This is a genomic window from Brevibacillus sp. HB2.2 (genome assembly GCF_013284275.1).
In the GTDB taxonomy this organism is placed as follows: Bacteria; Bacillota; Bacilli; order Brevibacillales; family Brevibacillaceae; genus Brevibacillus; species Brevibacillus brevis_D.
In genome coordinates this window covers 228,279-243,127 of record NZ_JABSUV010000001.1, presented here as the reverse complement: position 1 = coordinate 243,127, position 14,849 = coordinate 228,279, and the positions used below count along the sequence as shown (strand labels likewise).

Sequence of the window (14,849 nt, the reverse complement as noted above, 5' to 3'; positions counted from 1 at the left end):
ATGATTTGCATTTTTCTTCTCTAAGTTGCAAGAGTGGGCAAGCAAAAGAAAAAACGCCTGATTTACAGGCGTTTGAGTGAAATAGCTTCGCGAATGTGCTGGATATTGGCGATCGTATCCTCCTGGCGCCGTAAGGATACGGCTACATAGAGCAGATCAATTAAGCTGAGCTGAGCAAGCCTAGACGACAGAGCTTCTGTACGAAATACCGTTTCGCGTGAAGTCGTGTACAAGCACATGTCTGCCAGGCGCACAAGAGGAGATTTTCCATAGCTCGTGATGCCGATTGTTTTTGCTCCGGCTTCCTTGGCAACCTGAAGGGCTGCCAGTATATCTTTATTGGACCCAGAGTGGGAGATGCCTACGACGACAGCACCCTCGTTAAGCAGAGAGGCAGACATCACTTGATAGTGTGCATCAGAATGATAGAGACAAGGGATGCCTGTCCGCATAAATTTGTGGTACGCATCCTGGGCGATGACGGCTGAGCCTCCCGAGCCATAAAACTCGATGCGGCTTGCGTTTTCCAAACAGGACACGATTTTCATTAGCTCATCTTTATTGATAATTTGCTGCGTATCCCGAATCGTCTCGATATTTGCTGTGAAAATTTTTTCAGCAATCGCACTGACGTCATCGTCGTCGAGATTGATTTCTTGGTGAATCGTTTGCTTCGGATTCGTGACTTCACTCGCCAAGGCGATTTTGAATGCTTGGTAGCCACGAAATCCAAGCCTGCGACACAGACGAAATACGGTAGCATCTGCACACTGGCATTGATCGGCTAGCTCCGTGATCGAGAAGTGAATAATTTCACTGGCATGCTCCAAAATATAGTCGGCGATTTGTTGTTCTTTCCCGCTTAATTGTGTATAGATGGCGCGTAATTGCGTGAGCACACGAGGAGCATGCGGGGTGGAAGCGTTCATCAATAGGTACCTCCTAACGTTCCATTGTGAATCTGTACTGATAGTATAAGGAAAATCAGACTCTTTTTCATAGGTTCGAAAAAATTTTCTTCATTTTTGATGAAAGATGAAAATTTTTGTCTTATAATACGTGGTAACGGATATGATCCAAAAAGGAGTGACGTACACGATATGAAACTTGCGATCCTCGGATTAGGAAAAATGGGGCACAATCTCACGCTTAATTTGCTCTCGCATCAGCATGAGGTCGTAGCCTATGATGTAGATTCTACACGTGCAGAAGAGTTGAGTCATGAAGGAGCGATACCAGCATTTTCGGTGGAGGACGCTGTGGCAAAGCTACCGACACCTCGCGTAGTATGGATGATGGTACCAGCAGGGGAGATTGTGGATCAATTAGTCGATCACCTCTCTACCTTGCTATCTGCAGGAGATATCGTCATTGACGGTGGCAACTCCCATTACAAGCAATCGCTAGATCGCTATGCACGCTTGAAAGAAAAAGGTATTCACTTCATGGATGCAGGAACGAGCGGAGGGATGGAGGGAGCGCGCCACGGAGCATGCATGATGATTGGTGGAGATCGGGAAGCATTCACTCATATCGAGCCAATGATTCGCGACATTAACGTTGAAAACGGATATTTGTATGCTGGGGAAGCGGGCAGCGGCCACTTCTTGAAAATGATTCATAACGGAATCGAATACGGTATGATGCAGGCGATTGGGGAAGGTTTTGAGGTACTTGCGAAAAGCCAGTATAACTTCGATTTTGCCGAGGTCGCACGCGTATGGGCAAATGGTTCCGTCATTCGAGGCTGGCTGATGGACTTGACAGAGCGAGCTTTTCGAAAAGACGCCAAGCTTGATGAAATCCGTGGGGTCATGCATTCTTCCGGGGAAGGAAAATGGACGCTGGAAACTGCGCTGGATTTACAGGCAGCTACACCCGTGATTGCGATGTCCTTGCTGATGCGTTACCGTTCGTTGGACGAGGATACATTCCACGGAAAAGTGGTCGCAGCCTTGCGCAATGAATTTGGCGGACATGCTGTAGAAAAGAAATAAGAAAGGGGATGACCGTAATGGTGCTTCGGTGGTTGAAGCTCCGGGGTCATCCTTTTTTTGTATATGGAAGAAGAAGGAGTTTTCATTTAGATAGCAAAGTATGCGTGTATCACCCAGAAGTTTGTCAGGTCGAAAAATGCTTGATTATTCTGTAGCTTCTAAAACGATGGGAGGATGGAAAGATGAGCGTTGAAGAGGTTGTTTTATACAAAAATGAGAAAGGAATCGTGACTCTAACGCTAAACAGACCTGAGGCATTGAATGCATTGAACCGAGATGTGCTTAATCAGCTCTCGACCATCTTGGGCCGGATCAAAAACGATACCAGTGTGAAAGCGGTTATCCTTACAGGAGCGGGAGAAAAAGCATTTTCTGCCGGAGCCGACATCTCGTACCTGCATCAGGCGACTCCGATGGAAGTAAGGGATTTTGCTCAGTTGGCCGTTTCGGTGACTAGTCAAATCGAATCGTTGGGAAAAGTAGTCGTTGCTGCGATTAACGGCTATGCGTTAGGCGGGGGCCTTGAAATCGCTGAATCGTGCACGCTGCGTATTGCGGTTCAACATGCCAAAATGGGACATCCAGAGGTGCGAATTGGTGCAGTAGCGGGCTTTGGTGGAACAACTAGACTCCCCAGGCTAATAGGAAAAGGTCGTGCCGCGGAGTTGCTTCTTACAGGAGCCGCAATAAATGCGGATGAAGCACACCGCATAGGACTGGTAAATCGGGTCGTTTCGCGTGAGCGGCTACTGGCTGAAACACAGGAGGTTCTCCAAGAAATTTTGTCTCAGTCTCCGCTGGCAGTGAAACTAACGTGGGACGCGATTCATCGAGGAAGCAACCTGACAGTAGAGGAGTCCGCACTTCTTGGCGCAGATTACTTCGGACTCGTGGCATCCACCGAAGACTTTCGGGAAGGAACCAAAGCATTCTTAGACAAGACACCACCGCGTTTTACAGGAAGATAATCACACGAGCTCCAGTACTTCACATAATTCAACCAACCGCCTAACCCCGAACATCTGATGGCGATTGCGATCATGAATGCTTTTGATCGCATCTGCCGTCACTTTTTTCGCCTGCTCTATACTTTGATTTTCGACGGCTTGTACAATTTCTTTCATGTTCGTTAAAAAATACACCGTATTGCGCAATGTGCGGATAAGCAAAATCTTCCGTATATCCATGGGAGTGAATAGGCGGTAGCCATTCTCAGGATCTCGTGGCAGTACGAGCAAGCCTTCTTTTTCCCAGTGGCGAATCGCAGACGTGGTGACTCCTGTGTAAGCAGCGACTTCACCAATCGTCATGCGGTTTCGCCACTTTTTGTTTAAAGGCAAGGAGACGTCGAGATTTTCCAAAAGTTCGAGTGTTTGGTCTGCGGCGACCTTCTCTTGTTGGAGACTGGCCTGTTCTTTATTCACGAGCCAAAAGGCAGCATCCATATTCGCTTTTTGAATCGATCGAAGGACTTCACAGGTGATTGCGACTCCGAAGCCGGGGAACATGGCGCGCAGGCAACGAAAATAGGCAAGATGAATCTCTGTATACAGTCGATAACCATTGTCTGCACGATCAGGAGCAGGAACGACTCCCCATGCTTCATAATGGCGCAAAGCACTCGTGCTAATATGTAGCTCCCGAGCGATCTCAATCGGCTTGTAATAAGGCATCTGACGCACCTCCCGCTGGTTTGTTATCGCGGATTTCACTATACCAAGAACAGCATTTTGAAGCAAATAATCCTATGATAAAATAGGTAATATTTCTTAATGAAATCATCCGATGAGAAGACAAAAGGAGGAAGGTTTGTGAAGGTTGAGTCAGGAAAAATCTGGAGATTCATAATTTCTGGATCATTCAGGCTGCTGTATAGCAGCGTGGCAATATTATTCATCATGTTTATGGGCTTTACCCTATCTGCTAGTGCTCTTACGATGCCATCGATACAAAATGCGACTGTCGCTGCGAGTGTATCACCCATTCTGCTAGAATTACCGCAAAGTAAGATGTACAGAGAAGGTGAGGTTCTTACTTTTGCGGTAGCGTACCCAGAGAATGTAACAGTCTCTGGGACTCCAACTTTGCCATTGCTGATCGGCTCGACTCCTGTGAGTGCCCATTATGTAAGTGGTTCAGGCAGCAGCAAGTTGTTTTTTGCGTATACGATTGCTGATGATCTGGAGGATTACGATGGAATTTCAATCGGAGCATCTCTTGAATTAAACGGTGGTTCCATAACTGATTCGTCGAACAATGCTGTTCCGATTACATTCGAAACGGTTTCGGGAACAGGGATCAATGTTGACTCCAGAATCCCAACTCTCCTAACTGTGGAGGTGCCTCCGCCTGGAATATACGGAATTGGAGATAAGCTATCTTTTAAACTGAAATACAGTGAGTCTGTGAATGTAAGCCTCATGAATAAGGTCCATCTTGATTTGATTGTTGGAGCGCAATCCAAGCAAGCCATGTACGAATCGGGTTCAGGAAGCGACACACTGGTCTTTACATATGTTGTGCAACCAGGTGACAGGGATATGGATGGGATCAACCTTCAGCCTGTGATTGTGCTAGATGGGGGTACCATTCAAGATTTTGCGGGCAACCCATCCAGTTTGATGTTATCGAATATAGGGAACACAGTGGGACTCCTCGTAAATACTGCTTCTCTACAAATTACAGGTGTTGGGGTTCCTAGCGCCGGGTTGTACGGAAATCAACAGAGCCTGGACTTTGTGGTGAAGACAAATGGACCTGTAACGGTAAACACGGGAACTGGAACACCCGTGATCCAACTCATGATTGGTTCAGATGTTAAAGAGGCACAGTATTTCTCAGGCTCTGGCACATCCGAATTGATTTTCCGTTATGTCTTGCACAATGGAGACGAAGACAAAAACGGTATCGCTATTCATTACAATCAGATTTTACTGAATGGAGGTACGATTCAAGATACAGCAGGCAATGCACTGGCGCTCGTTTTGCAAGGAATCGGGGATACATCCGCGATCCTTGTTGATGCGAATCCACCTGCTATTCCCGGCCTGAATCCGTTACCTTTCATCCACAAGACCAACCAGATTACGATAAGTGGATCGGCTGAGCCAAAGAGTACGGTAACAGTCATCGTCGATAATAAGGCTGCAGGTACTGTGACAGTAAATGACAATGGAGGTTGGAGTACGATTGTTACACTTGCAAATGGCACGCATCAAATCAAGGCTCGTGCCACTGACGGTGCAGGGAACAATAGTACAGATAGCATAACCTATACCTTCACAGTAGATGGCGATGCTCCAAACAAGCCAGTTATTACGGTGAGCCATGACAAATGGACCAACCAAGACGTAGATGTGAAGCTGACCGGAGAAGGTGGTGCAAAAGTCGAGTATAAGCTGAATGCGGGTGGATGGGTACCGTATACAACCCCCTTCACAATAACCGATGAAGGTATCACAACCATTCGGGCAAAGCAAACCGATGCAGCCAATAACAGCAGCGAGGAAGAAATGACTGAGGCTCGCATCGACAAAACAAATCCAGTGATTACGTTAAAAGGCGATACGGCCATGAGAATATACAGGGGAACAGCCTTTCAAGACCCCGGGGCTACGGTGAACGACTTGGTCCCTGGCTTGTCAGCCGATGTCTCCGGAAATGTCGATTCGAATCGAGTGGGCACCTATACCCTTCAGTACGATGCCATCGATCCGGCTGGAAACAGAGCAATTCAGGTCATACGTACCGTTCATGTTGTTGAACGACCAGTTACACCACCACCGCCTACTTATTTTCCAGTCACGGATATCAATCTGGACGAGGAAAAGCTGATTCTCGAAGTGGGAAAAGAAGTCACGCTAAAGGCGACGATCACCCCATCCTATGCAACGAATCAGGAAGTGAAATGGAAGAGCAGTGACCCTAAGGTAGCCGAAGTGGATGATATGGGGCACATAACCGCGAAAAGAGAAGGAAAGACCACTATTACCGTAACGTCTGTAGATGGAAACAAAGAGGCGATAACGGAAGTGACGGTAAAAGAAGAAGCAGACGATTCCTTCCGATTGGAAATCATCGATAAGAAATACTGGTTAAGACCGTACTCCAGCGTTCGCATCAAGGTGTATGCTGTCCAAGATGGCAAACGTACAGATATTACGGAGGATAAAGAAACAACATACGACAGTGACAACGATTTGGTTGAAGTCAAATCTGGACGCATAAAAGCGGGGAAAACAGAGGGAGAATCTGTGATTACCGTTCGTTATCGGGGAAAAGAGCTGGAGATTCCCGTCACGATTTCCAACCTGTATATCCGTTCACTTACAGCGAATATTCAAAAGGCTGTCTTAGAGGTCGATGAAGAAAGGGAACTGGAAGTGACCGCTCTCTTGAGCAACAAACAAAACGATGAGGTAACGAAATTCGTCCAATGGTCTTCAAGGAATCCTCAGGTTGCAGACGTAACGAAGGACGGTGTACTGCTTGCCAAAAAGCCTGGAACGGCTGTCCTTACAGGGAAATACGCAAACAAAGAGGTAAGGTTGAATATCTTGGTCATGGAAGAAAAAGTACCTGATTGGTTAGAATCAAATCGCGGCTCGTTTTATCTAGAGCCGGAAGAAAGCAAGTCTATCACCGTACATGCTGTGTATGGAAAGGGTTTTAAAGAAGAAGTCACCTCAGATGCCGAGTGGACATCCGAAGACCCAGAAATAGCAACGGTAGATGATAAGGGGAACATCACCGCCATGGCTGAGGGGAATACGATTGTCACGACCAGGTATCAAGGGAAAAACATTCAGATCAAGGTTGTCGTTCGAAAATAAGGGGTGAACAGAGCCAGTTATACCTATGAGGGGGATAACTGGCTCTCACTTTTTGGAAGGTCGTAATACTTTTACCTTGTTCAGCATCGGATGGAAAGGCGAATATTGTCAGTAGATATTCATTCTTCATTTCCAGAGGGGAGACAACGTATGGCCATTGTTCAGCTACGATCAGAGAACCCGGATTTTTCGTACATGATCAAGAAAAATCCGAATTCCGGAATGAGTTTACGATCCATTCGAAAAGGCATCGCTTACGGATGGTTTTCCAATACGGATACATACAACGTTTACTTTAAAGATGCAGAAAATGAGGTTTCCTACAAACAATCCGAACAGGAGCATTTTGAATATTTGAATGTCTCCCGCTACAATACACCCTTGTTCCCGTTAAATGCGATCAATGAATTTTTTTCTGCAGCGATGAAGCAACACAACGAGCAAAATGCAGAAGGGTATGAGCATGTTTTTTTCATCAACATGATTCACATCGAACGCTTGCTGTATCTGACTTTTTTTGAGAAGCACCTGAAGGACTTCACCTTTGAACTCAAGCATCACGCCGATAAAAGCTACGCTCTGACTATCACAACGAGAACGAGTCTGCATCAGCTTCTCCACGTCGTAAGTGTGCTCTGTCTATTCTTGAGTATGTTTGGAAAAGAGTACATCGATATATCCGATAACATCCTGGATAAATACATCAAAAGCATCCATGTCATCGACGCACCTTTTTACATACGTAGCCTGTTCGCACGCAACTTCCTGACAACCAGAGAGCGTTATCGCAAGTACAAGACCGAGATTGAGAAGACGAGCCGCTACCCCATTCAATTGGAGTATGGCAGCACCGGTTTGCAGAGAAGAAACTACATCGCGAGTAAGCTTCCTTTTACCAAATCCATTGTAGATATCGGTTGCGGAGAAGGCTTTTATGCGATTCCGTTTGCTACAAAGCTGCCGCAGTATTACTATGCCATCGATATCGATGAACAATCGCTGGAATTAGTCAGACGCAGGGCCGAGGAAAAAGAAATCTCGAATCTCATTTTGTTCCCCTCCCTCGATCAGTTTTTACAGGATTACAACGGTGAGCAGGTAGATGTCATTTTGACTGAGGTCATTGAGCATATGAGCAAAGAGGAAGCGAGATCGCTCATCCAGCAAATTTGCAGTCGATTGGATTTTGACCAGCTTATCATTACAACACCCAATTCAGACTTTAATCAGTTCTATGAGCTGGAAGGCTATCGCCACGACGATCATAAATGGGAGATGGGACAAGAAGAGTTCCAGGCATGGATGACCGAGATCATGGAAGAAGCAGGGGTGCAGGGGCAATTTGTGTCCATTGGTGACGGCGTGAACGACATTCACACCACACAAGGCGTCATTGTCCAGAGAAAGGGGGCGTAACGATGCTGTTACAGACACAGGTTCACACGATTTTTATGCTCGTTGGTCCCACTGAATGTGGGAAAACGACTTTTGCCAAGGAAGTACTCATGCCAAGGCTTTCGTTTGAAGATGAACAAAAAAACGTAAAAGCAAATGTCCAATACATTTCCTCAGACAGCATTCGCCAGGAACTGCTAGGCTATGATTACGACAAGTATGATCAGGTGATGCTGGAGGCCAGCGAGCAGGCGTTTCAGCTTCTGTTTGAAAAGCTGCGCTTGGTGACCGCATTTCCGATCAACGCCGAATTCGTGGTAGTCGATACAACAGGGCTAGCAGAAGACTTCCGCTCGAAAGTCCGCGACATTGCAGCAGAGAACAATTACCGATTGGAAGTGATTCTCTTTGATTATCGCAATCGAGAAGATTACTATGCATCCGAACGGTCGAAAAAACTGATTACCAACCATATTCTCCGGTTGAAGCAAGAGGTGCTCCGGGCATTATCCAAAGAAGGGTACCACAGCATTCACCGGATACGGCACAAAGATTTTTACACACTGGCAGATGAGGTGGCAAATCCTCGTTATGAGGTCGTGATCGAAAATAAGGATGCCTATCTGGCTACGATCCTTCCTAAAGATCAAACATACATCATCATCGGAGACATTCACGAATGCGTCCACGAACTAAAAGGTCTCCTGCAAACCTACGGATTCAAGCTCGAGGACAATCGTCTCATCTCGACGGACAAGGTGCAGCATACCAAAATCATCGTAGCAGGGGACTGGATCGACAAAGGAGCGCAAACGAGGGAGATCATCGAGTTTCTATACACAAATCAAGAGCATTTCTTGTTCGTTCTCGGGAACCACGAAAATTTTGTCTACAAGTACCTACGAAAAGAACTAAAAGGGGTAGACCCACAGCTACTGGATACGTATTTTGATTCCACACACGCTTTGGAAAAAGACGCCGAATTAACAGAGAAGTTCAATCACCTGTATACGCTGGCTCAGCCGTTTTATCGATCGAACGCATTAACTGGGCCGTCCTATTATGTCACACATGCACCCTGCAAAAGGAAGTATATCGGAAAGCTTGATGCGAATTCGATGCGGCGCCAACGCAATTATCGGATAGACCGAACATCATCATTGGAAGAGCAGCTTGCTTTTTTGACAGTTGAAGCGGTCAGTAACCATCCGTACCATATTTTTGGGCATATCGCGGCACAAAAAACGTTTCGCCTGAAAAACAAGCTCCATCTCGATACCGGATGTGTACACGGAAATGCTTTAACGTCAGTCGTGATCGCACACAAGCCGTTTTTCAAATCGTTTCAGTCTGAGCATCGGGTGATGACTGAGGAGCTACCGATCTTGTTCCATGCAGAAAAACAAGTATCCATGGGAGACTTGGAAGAGGAGGAACTCCGTCGCCTCCGTTACTGCTCGCAAAATAAGGTCAATTTTATTTCTGGAACGATGCCTCCCGCGGATAAGGATACGGCGACGCAGGAATTGGAGTCGTTGAAGGCGGGCCTGGATTATTTCGCGAATCGAGGCGTTCATCAAGTCGTGTTGCAGCCGAAATACATGGGCTCGCGATGCAATCTCTATCTCCATCTTGATCGCGACAAATGCTTTTCAATCAGCAGAAACGGTTATGCCATCAATCAGGTTGATTTGACACCGATTTATGACAAGCTGCATGCAAGGTTCCGCGCATACATGGAGCAAAATGAAATCGCGATGCTCATCCTGGATGGCGAATTGTTGCCGTGGAGTGCAATAGGGAAGGGCTTGATCGAAAAGCAGTTCAAACCGATCGAATCCGCGTTGCGGAGTGAATTTACATTTTTGCAGGAAAATGGCTTTGAAGAGGCGCTGCACCAACTCATTCACAACTATGACGAGAGCGGATTCGAAAAAGACCAGTTCCACCTATCCAAGAGTGCACTCACGGAAAAATTCGGTTCGAGCTTGTATCAAAACTATAAGTATGTGCGAGAAATCAAAGAGAGCTACATTCCTGTAGATAAGCATTTGGAGGCCTATCACATTTACCAAAAACAGTTGGAGCTCTATGCAGGAGAAGGGGAGCTAGCCTACAAGCCTTTTACGATTCTAAAGACCGTCTATTTGAATGGGGACGAGCAATTGCCCGACTGGAAAACATCCGATATGTATCGTTTCGTCAATGAAGATCATTTCCTCACGATCGATTTGTCCGAGCCGAATGCGTATGAAGAAGCAGCTCGTTATTTTTCCACGATTACACTGGAAAACAAAATGGAAGGCATCGTGATCAAGCCAGAGTTCAACAATCAGAAGGTCGCTCCTGCCATGAAGGTACGCAATCCGGAGTACTTGTCGATTATTTATGGCTACGACTACCGATTCCCACACAAGTACCGCAAGCTTTTCAATCAGAAAAACATTTCGCAAAAGCTCAAGACTTCGATGCAGGAGCACAAGCTGGGTGAGCGGATGCTCGGTTTTACATTTGACGACATTTCTCCAGAAAATACGGAGTATCAAAAAGTAGTCGCAACGATGCTCTTTGAAGTGGCGAAGGAAAAAGAGATCGATCCGCGATTGTAAATGAAAAACGAGAAGCTGCTGTCTGAGCAAGCTTCTCGTTTTTGGTTTGCAGAATTATTTGTTGGAGGATGGAGCAGCATCCCAGGCTTCAATATTATCGACGCCTTCAATACTGTCCTTGTAGAACACAGGATTTTTTCCTGCTTTTTTCTGTTCCAAATAATCATGTAGCGCAGCATAGGCGACTTTTGACAACATGGCGATCGCAATCAGGTTGACAATGACCATTAAGCCCATGAACAAATCGGCCAAATCCCATACGAGCTGTACCTTTGCTACTGATCCGAACAGCACCATGGCGAGTACACTTAACCGATATAGCATCAGCCATGCTTTGCTTGTCTTTAAAAACTCGATGTTAGTCTCGCCGTAATAGTAGTTACCGATCAATGTACTGAAGGCGAACAGGAATACCATAATGGCAAGGAAGCCAGAAGCCCAAGAACCGATATGAATGCTCAGTGCTGCTTGGGACAGCTCAATGCCACTCAGTCCTTGTTGTGTGTACGCGCCGGACAGCAAAATGATGAAAGCTGTGCTTGTACAGATCACGAGGGTATCGAATAGAACACCGAATGCTTGAATCAGACCTTGCTTCACTGGATGGCTTGTCGTTGCCGTTGCCGCAGCATTCGGCGCACTACCCATACCAGCTTCGTTCGAGAACAATCCTCGCTTGATACCATGCATGAGCGCTGCACCGAGAGAACCGCCTGCGATTTGTTCGAAGCCAAACGCGTTTTTCACAATCAACGCGATCATTGCAGGCATCTCGGAGATGTTCATGATCACAATGAAGAGTGCCATCCCGATGTACAATACAGCCAATACAATGACGATGTACTCAGACATTTTCGCAATGCGTTTTACACCACCGAAAATGATAGCTGCGAATGCGAGCGTCATGAGGATACCTATTATCAAACGATCTGTCCCAAACGAATTTTCAAAAGCAATCGTGATCGTGTTGGATTGCACGGCATTAAATACGAGACCAAACGAAAGAGTGATGAGGACAGCAAAGAGGGCGCCCATCCAACGTTTGTTCAGCCCTTTTTCCATGTAATAAGCCGGACCGCCACGAAAACCGTTCTTATCCTTGATTTTATAAATCTGAGCGAGCGTACTCTCAACAAAGCTGGATGCAGAACCGATAATGGCAATGACCCACATCCAGAAGACGGCGCCAGGACCACCTAATGCAATGGCAATGGCAATTCCCGTAATGTTCCCTGTGCCGACACGTGCGGCCATACTAATAGCGAAAGCTTGAAAAGGGGAGATGCCACCATCGTCTTTCGCTCTTCCTTCTTTAATGGAACGGATCATTTCCGGCAACATGCGTACTTGCAAAAATTTGCCCCGGAAGGTAAAGAACAAGCCTAACGCGATTAGCATGACAATGATAATATAGGACCACAAAAAATCGTTTATGGAAGCTGTTACGTCGAGTAGAAATTGTTGCATCGTGTCACCTCGGATTTTGTTATGAATGTTTCCTTAGTATTCTCTAAAAAATCGTTACATCCCATTCCTGAGCAATATGTTTTAATAAAGAAACGCCCGCCACACTGTTTCCGCAACCGTCAATAGAAGGTCCAAAAATACCGATTCCACAGCCATCTTGAAACGGTGAATGTTGTTTGCGGTTAGGAGGAACCAACGTCATGATTCCGCCTGAGACGCCACTTTTTGCTGGCAAGCCAACATTCGCGGCGAATTTGCCCGATGCATCGTACATGCCGCAAGTGAGCATCAGTGCTTTGGCTAAACGGACGACATCTTTCGGGAGAACTTGTTCGTTGCGCAGCGGATGGAAGCCGTCGAGTGCCAACAGGAGACCGATCAAGGCGATTTGCTCGGTGGTTACTTCAATTGAGCATTGCGTTAGATAAACCTCCAAAGCCTCTTCTACTTCGCAGGCCAGATAGCCCGTATCCTTTAAATAATGCGCGAGTGCCCTGTTTCTGTGAGAGTTTTCCCATTCGGAAAGAAACACTTCCTCGTTCACCATTGGCGTCACACCTGTGATTTTACTGAAAAATGCATTCAAGTAACGCAACTTATGATCCGGTGTTTGACCAGGGAGGAGTGAAGATGTCGTAATCGCTCCCGCATTGATCATCGGATTAAAAGGCTTACCTGGCTTGTTCATTTCCAGTCGGATAATGGAGTTGAATGCATCACCAGTCGGTTCTACATCTACTCGATCCAACACGTAAGGGATGCCATGGTAGCAGCAAACAGCAATAAAGCTGATTACTTTGGAAATACTTTGCATCGTAAAAGGAGCTTCCCAGTCACCCGCGGTGTGCATTTTTCCAGTAGGCTCGATGATACAAATACCTAACTGATTCGGATCTGTTCTGTACAAAGCAGGGATATAACTGGCACATCTTCCTTCAGATGCCTTGGAACGATATTGTTCCACCCATTGTTCTAATTCATCCACGAGTAAAACCTGCTGAATCAACGCCTGTCCCCCCAAAAATCGAATACATTGCTCTTACGCGAAGTGAAAGAGAAAGCGCTTCCATGCTTCACGAAAATACATATAATGATCACTTTACAACCACCCTACAAAATAAAACAAAAACTCACAGATTGATTCATGAGAGTTTCAGATTTTTTTTTACTTGTCCTACATGCGATCCTCGGTAAAAATAGATAGGGGCATCAAGAAACAACGTGGGAAGTGAAAGGCGTGCGTGTTCAGACACAAGTAAAACGGGATTGGTATATATTGGTCCTCATGCTTATTACGGTGCCATTGGCAGGGGAGTTGAAATTTTATCCCGTCAATGAGACATTTCGAATTAGCTTTGGAGCTCCTACCTTTTTCTTCTTTTTATTACTGTTTCAACGAATTCCATCTGTTTTCGCCGGCTTTTTGACGGGGATTACGGTCGTATGCTTCCGGATTGTGATTGACCTCATCGCCGGGAATCATTCAGCATGGGAGGATTCTCTCCAAGCGCATTATTCTAGCTTTTTCTTTTATTTCGCTTATTGTGTTCTGTTTTATGTAACAGGAGTACGCCATATTCACAACAGGACGATATTGGTTGGATTAATGGGAATGGTCATTGAGGTATTGGCGGACCTCATTGAGTTTCTCTCGCAACATGTACTGCTGAATAACGTCCTCACATGGGGAGCGGTGCAAGAAATGCTCGTCATCGCTCTGTCCCACAGCTTTATCGTGATTAGTTTTCTCAACATGATGAAGCTGTACGAGGCACAGTCGCGAGAGCAACAGACAAGAAAACAGAACGAACACATCCTGATGCTGATCTCTACCTTATATGAGGAATCCATTCATCTGAAAAAAACACTGCAAAATGCAGAGAGTATTAGTATGAAGTCTTTCGAGTTGTACCAAGGCTTGCAGGAGCTTCATAAGGAACAGGTGGCCACGAATGTAGAAAGCTTTGCCAAGAAAGCATTGGTTGTCGCAGGCGAGGTTCACGAGATTAAAAAGGATAATCAACGCATTTTTGCAGGGCTGCACAAGCTGATATCAGATGAAAGCATCACGGATTACATGGACATCCATCAGCTCGTGGACATTATCAGACGAAGCAATATGAAGTATGCAACTTTGTTGGAGAAGGACATACAAATCACAGCTTCCATAACGGGGACACACCCGCTCTACCATGTATTTATGATGCTTTCCCTGATCAATAATTTGGTGGCAAATGCAGTGGAAGCCATCCAGCAAACAGGAGCCATTTCCATTGAAATTGATCGGATAGGCGATCTTGTGGAAATCAAAATCAACGATGACGGACCGGGAGTACCTCCACGGAGAAAGGGCTTGCTGTTCAAGCCAGGCTTTACGACGAAATACGATCGAACCGGCAACCCCTCTACAGGGATCGGACTGTCTTATGTACAACAATTGGTGGAACAATGGCAAGGGGAAATCTCCCTACAGGATGGAGTGAATGGGAAGGGGACAACATTTCTCATGCGATTACCAATTGATCCGATAACGAAGAAAGAGTGAGAAG

The 14,849-nt window shown here is 46.0% G+C and carries 10 protein-coding genes; 6 read left to right on the top strand and 4 right to left on the bottom strand.

Annotation, left to right across the window (positions count from 1 at the left end; all coding sequences use genetic code 11):
- Window positions 1-62: 62 nt before the first annotated feature.
- Window positions 63-929 carry a MurR/RpiR family transcriptional regulator gene (locus HP401_RS00880; protein WP_173603742.1) on the bottom strand — a complete coding sequence of 289 codons (867 nt, stop codon included), beginning with the start codon at window positions 927-929 and terminating at the stop codon, window positions 63-65.
- Between the two features lie 171 nt (window positions 930-1,100).
- Between HP401_RS00880 and gnd the strand changes: the two genes are divergently transcribed.
- Window positions 1,101-1,997, top strand: a complete 897-nt coding sequence (gene gnd, locus HP401_RS00875) for a phosphogluconate dehydrogenase (NAD(+)-dependent, decarboxylating) (protein WP_173603741.1) — start codon at window positions 1,101-1,103, stop codon at window positions 1,995-1,997.
- A 182-nt stretch (window positions 1,998-2,179) separates the two neighbouring features.
- Entirely contained in the window at window positions 2,180-2,965 is a 786-nt protein-coding gene (locus HP401_RS00870) for an enoyl-CoA hydratase/isomerase family protein (protein ID WP_173603740.1), read from the top strand.
- On the opposite strand, the gene HP401_RS00865 is transcribed toward HP401_RS00870, so the two are convergent.
- Window positions 2,966-3,670, bottom strand: coding sequence for a TioE family transcriptional regulator (locus HP401_RS00865; RefSeq protein ID WP_173603739.1), 705 nt, complete (start codon window positions 3,668-3,670; stop codon window positions 2,966-2,968).
- Between the two features lie 138 nt (window positions 3,671-3,808).
- Here HP401_RS00865 and HP401_RS00860 point away from each other — a divergent pair, with 138 nt between their 5' ends.
- The 3 genes from HP401_RS00860 to HP401_RS00850 all read left to right on the top strand — a co-directional run bounded on the left by HP401_RS00860 (window position 3,809) and on the right by HP401_RS00850 (window position 10,833).
- Entirely contained in the window at window positions 3,809-6,829 is a 3,021-nt protein-coding gene (locus HP401_RS00860; RefSeq protein WP_173603738.1) for an Ig-like domain-containing protein, read from the top strand.
- Window positions 6,830-6,979: 150 nt separating this feature from the next.
- Complete coding sequence (locus HP401_RS00855; protein WP_173603737.1) at window positions 6,980-8,245, top strand: class I SAM-dependent methyltransferase; 1,266 nt, start codon at window positions 6,980-6,982, stop codon at window positions 8,243-8,245.
- Between the two features lie 2 nt (window positions 8,246-8,247).
- Entirely contained in the window at window positions 8,248-10,833 is a 2,586-nt protein-coding gene (locus HP401_RS00850) for a metallophosphoesterase (RefSeq protein WP_173603736.1), read from the top strand.
- 54 nt (window positions 10,834-10,887) lie between these two features.
- Here HP401_RS00850 and HP401_RS00845 read toward each other — a convergent pair whose 3' ends face one another.
- Together HP401_RS00845 and HP401_RS00840 are read right to left on the bottom strand one after the other, a co-directional pair.
- Window positions 10,888-12,300 carry an alanine/glycine:cation symporter family protein gene (locus tag HP401_RS00845; protein ID WP_015891035.1) on the bottom strand — a complete coding sequence of 471 codons (1,413 nt, stop codon included), beginning with the start codon at window positions 12,298-12,300 and terminating at the stop codon, window positions 10,888-10,890.
- Between the two features lie 43 nt (window positions 12,301-12,343).
- Entirely contained in the window at window positions 12,344-13,321 is a 978-nt protein-coding gene (locus tag HP401_RS00840; RefSeq protein ID WP_015891036.1) for a glutaminase, read from the bottom strand.
- Window positions 13,322-13,585: 264 nt separating this feature from the next.
- On the opposite strand from HP401_RS00840, the gene HP401_RS00835 reads away from it, so the two are divergent.
- The gene (locus tag HP401_RS00835; protein ID WP_173603801.1) at window positions 13,586-14,845 is read left to right on the top strand and encodes an ATP-binding protein; all 1,260 of its coding nucleotides are present in this window, start codon (window positions 13,586-13,588) and stop codon (window positions 14,843-14,845) included.
- Window positions 14,846-14,849: the final 4 nt, after the last annotated feature.

What these genes read in the sequence shown, in the direction of transcription:
- gnd (WP_173603741.1), top strand. Translation starts at nt 1,101, where the DNA reads ATGAAACTTGCGATCCTCGGATTAGGAAAAATGGGGCACAATCTCACG.
- HP401_RS00855 (WP_173603737.1), top strand. Translation starts at nt 6,980, where the DNA reads ATGGCCATTGTTCAGCTACGATCAGAGAACCCGGATTTTTCGTACATG.
- HP401_RS00845 (WP_015891035.1), bottom strand. Translation starts at nt 12,300, where the DNA reads ATGCAACAATTTCTACTCGACGTAACAGCTTCCATAAACGATTTTTTG.
- HP401_RS00870 (WP_173603740.1), top strand. Translation starts at nt 2,180, where the DNA reads ATGAGCGTTGAAGAGGTTGTTTTATACAAAAATGAGAAAGGAATCGTG.
- HP401_RS00835 (WP_173603801.1), top strand. Translation starts at nt 13,586, where the DNA reads ATGCTTATTACGGTGCCATTGGCAGGGGAGTTGAAATTTTATCCCGTC.
- HP401_RS00865 (WP_173603739.1), bottom strand. Translation starts at nt 3,670, where the DNA reads ATGCCTTATTACAAGCCGATTGAGATCGCTCGGGAGCTACATATTAGC.
- HP401_RS00880 (WP_173603742.1), bottom strand. Translation starts at nt 929, where the DNA reads ATGAACGCTTCCACCCCGCATGCTCCTCGTGTGCTCACGCAATTACGC.
- HP401_RS00850 (WP_173603736.1), top strand. Translation starts at nt 8,248, where the DNA reads ATGCTGTTACAGACACAGGTTCACACGATTTTTATGCTCGTTGGTCCC.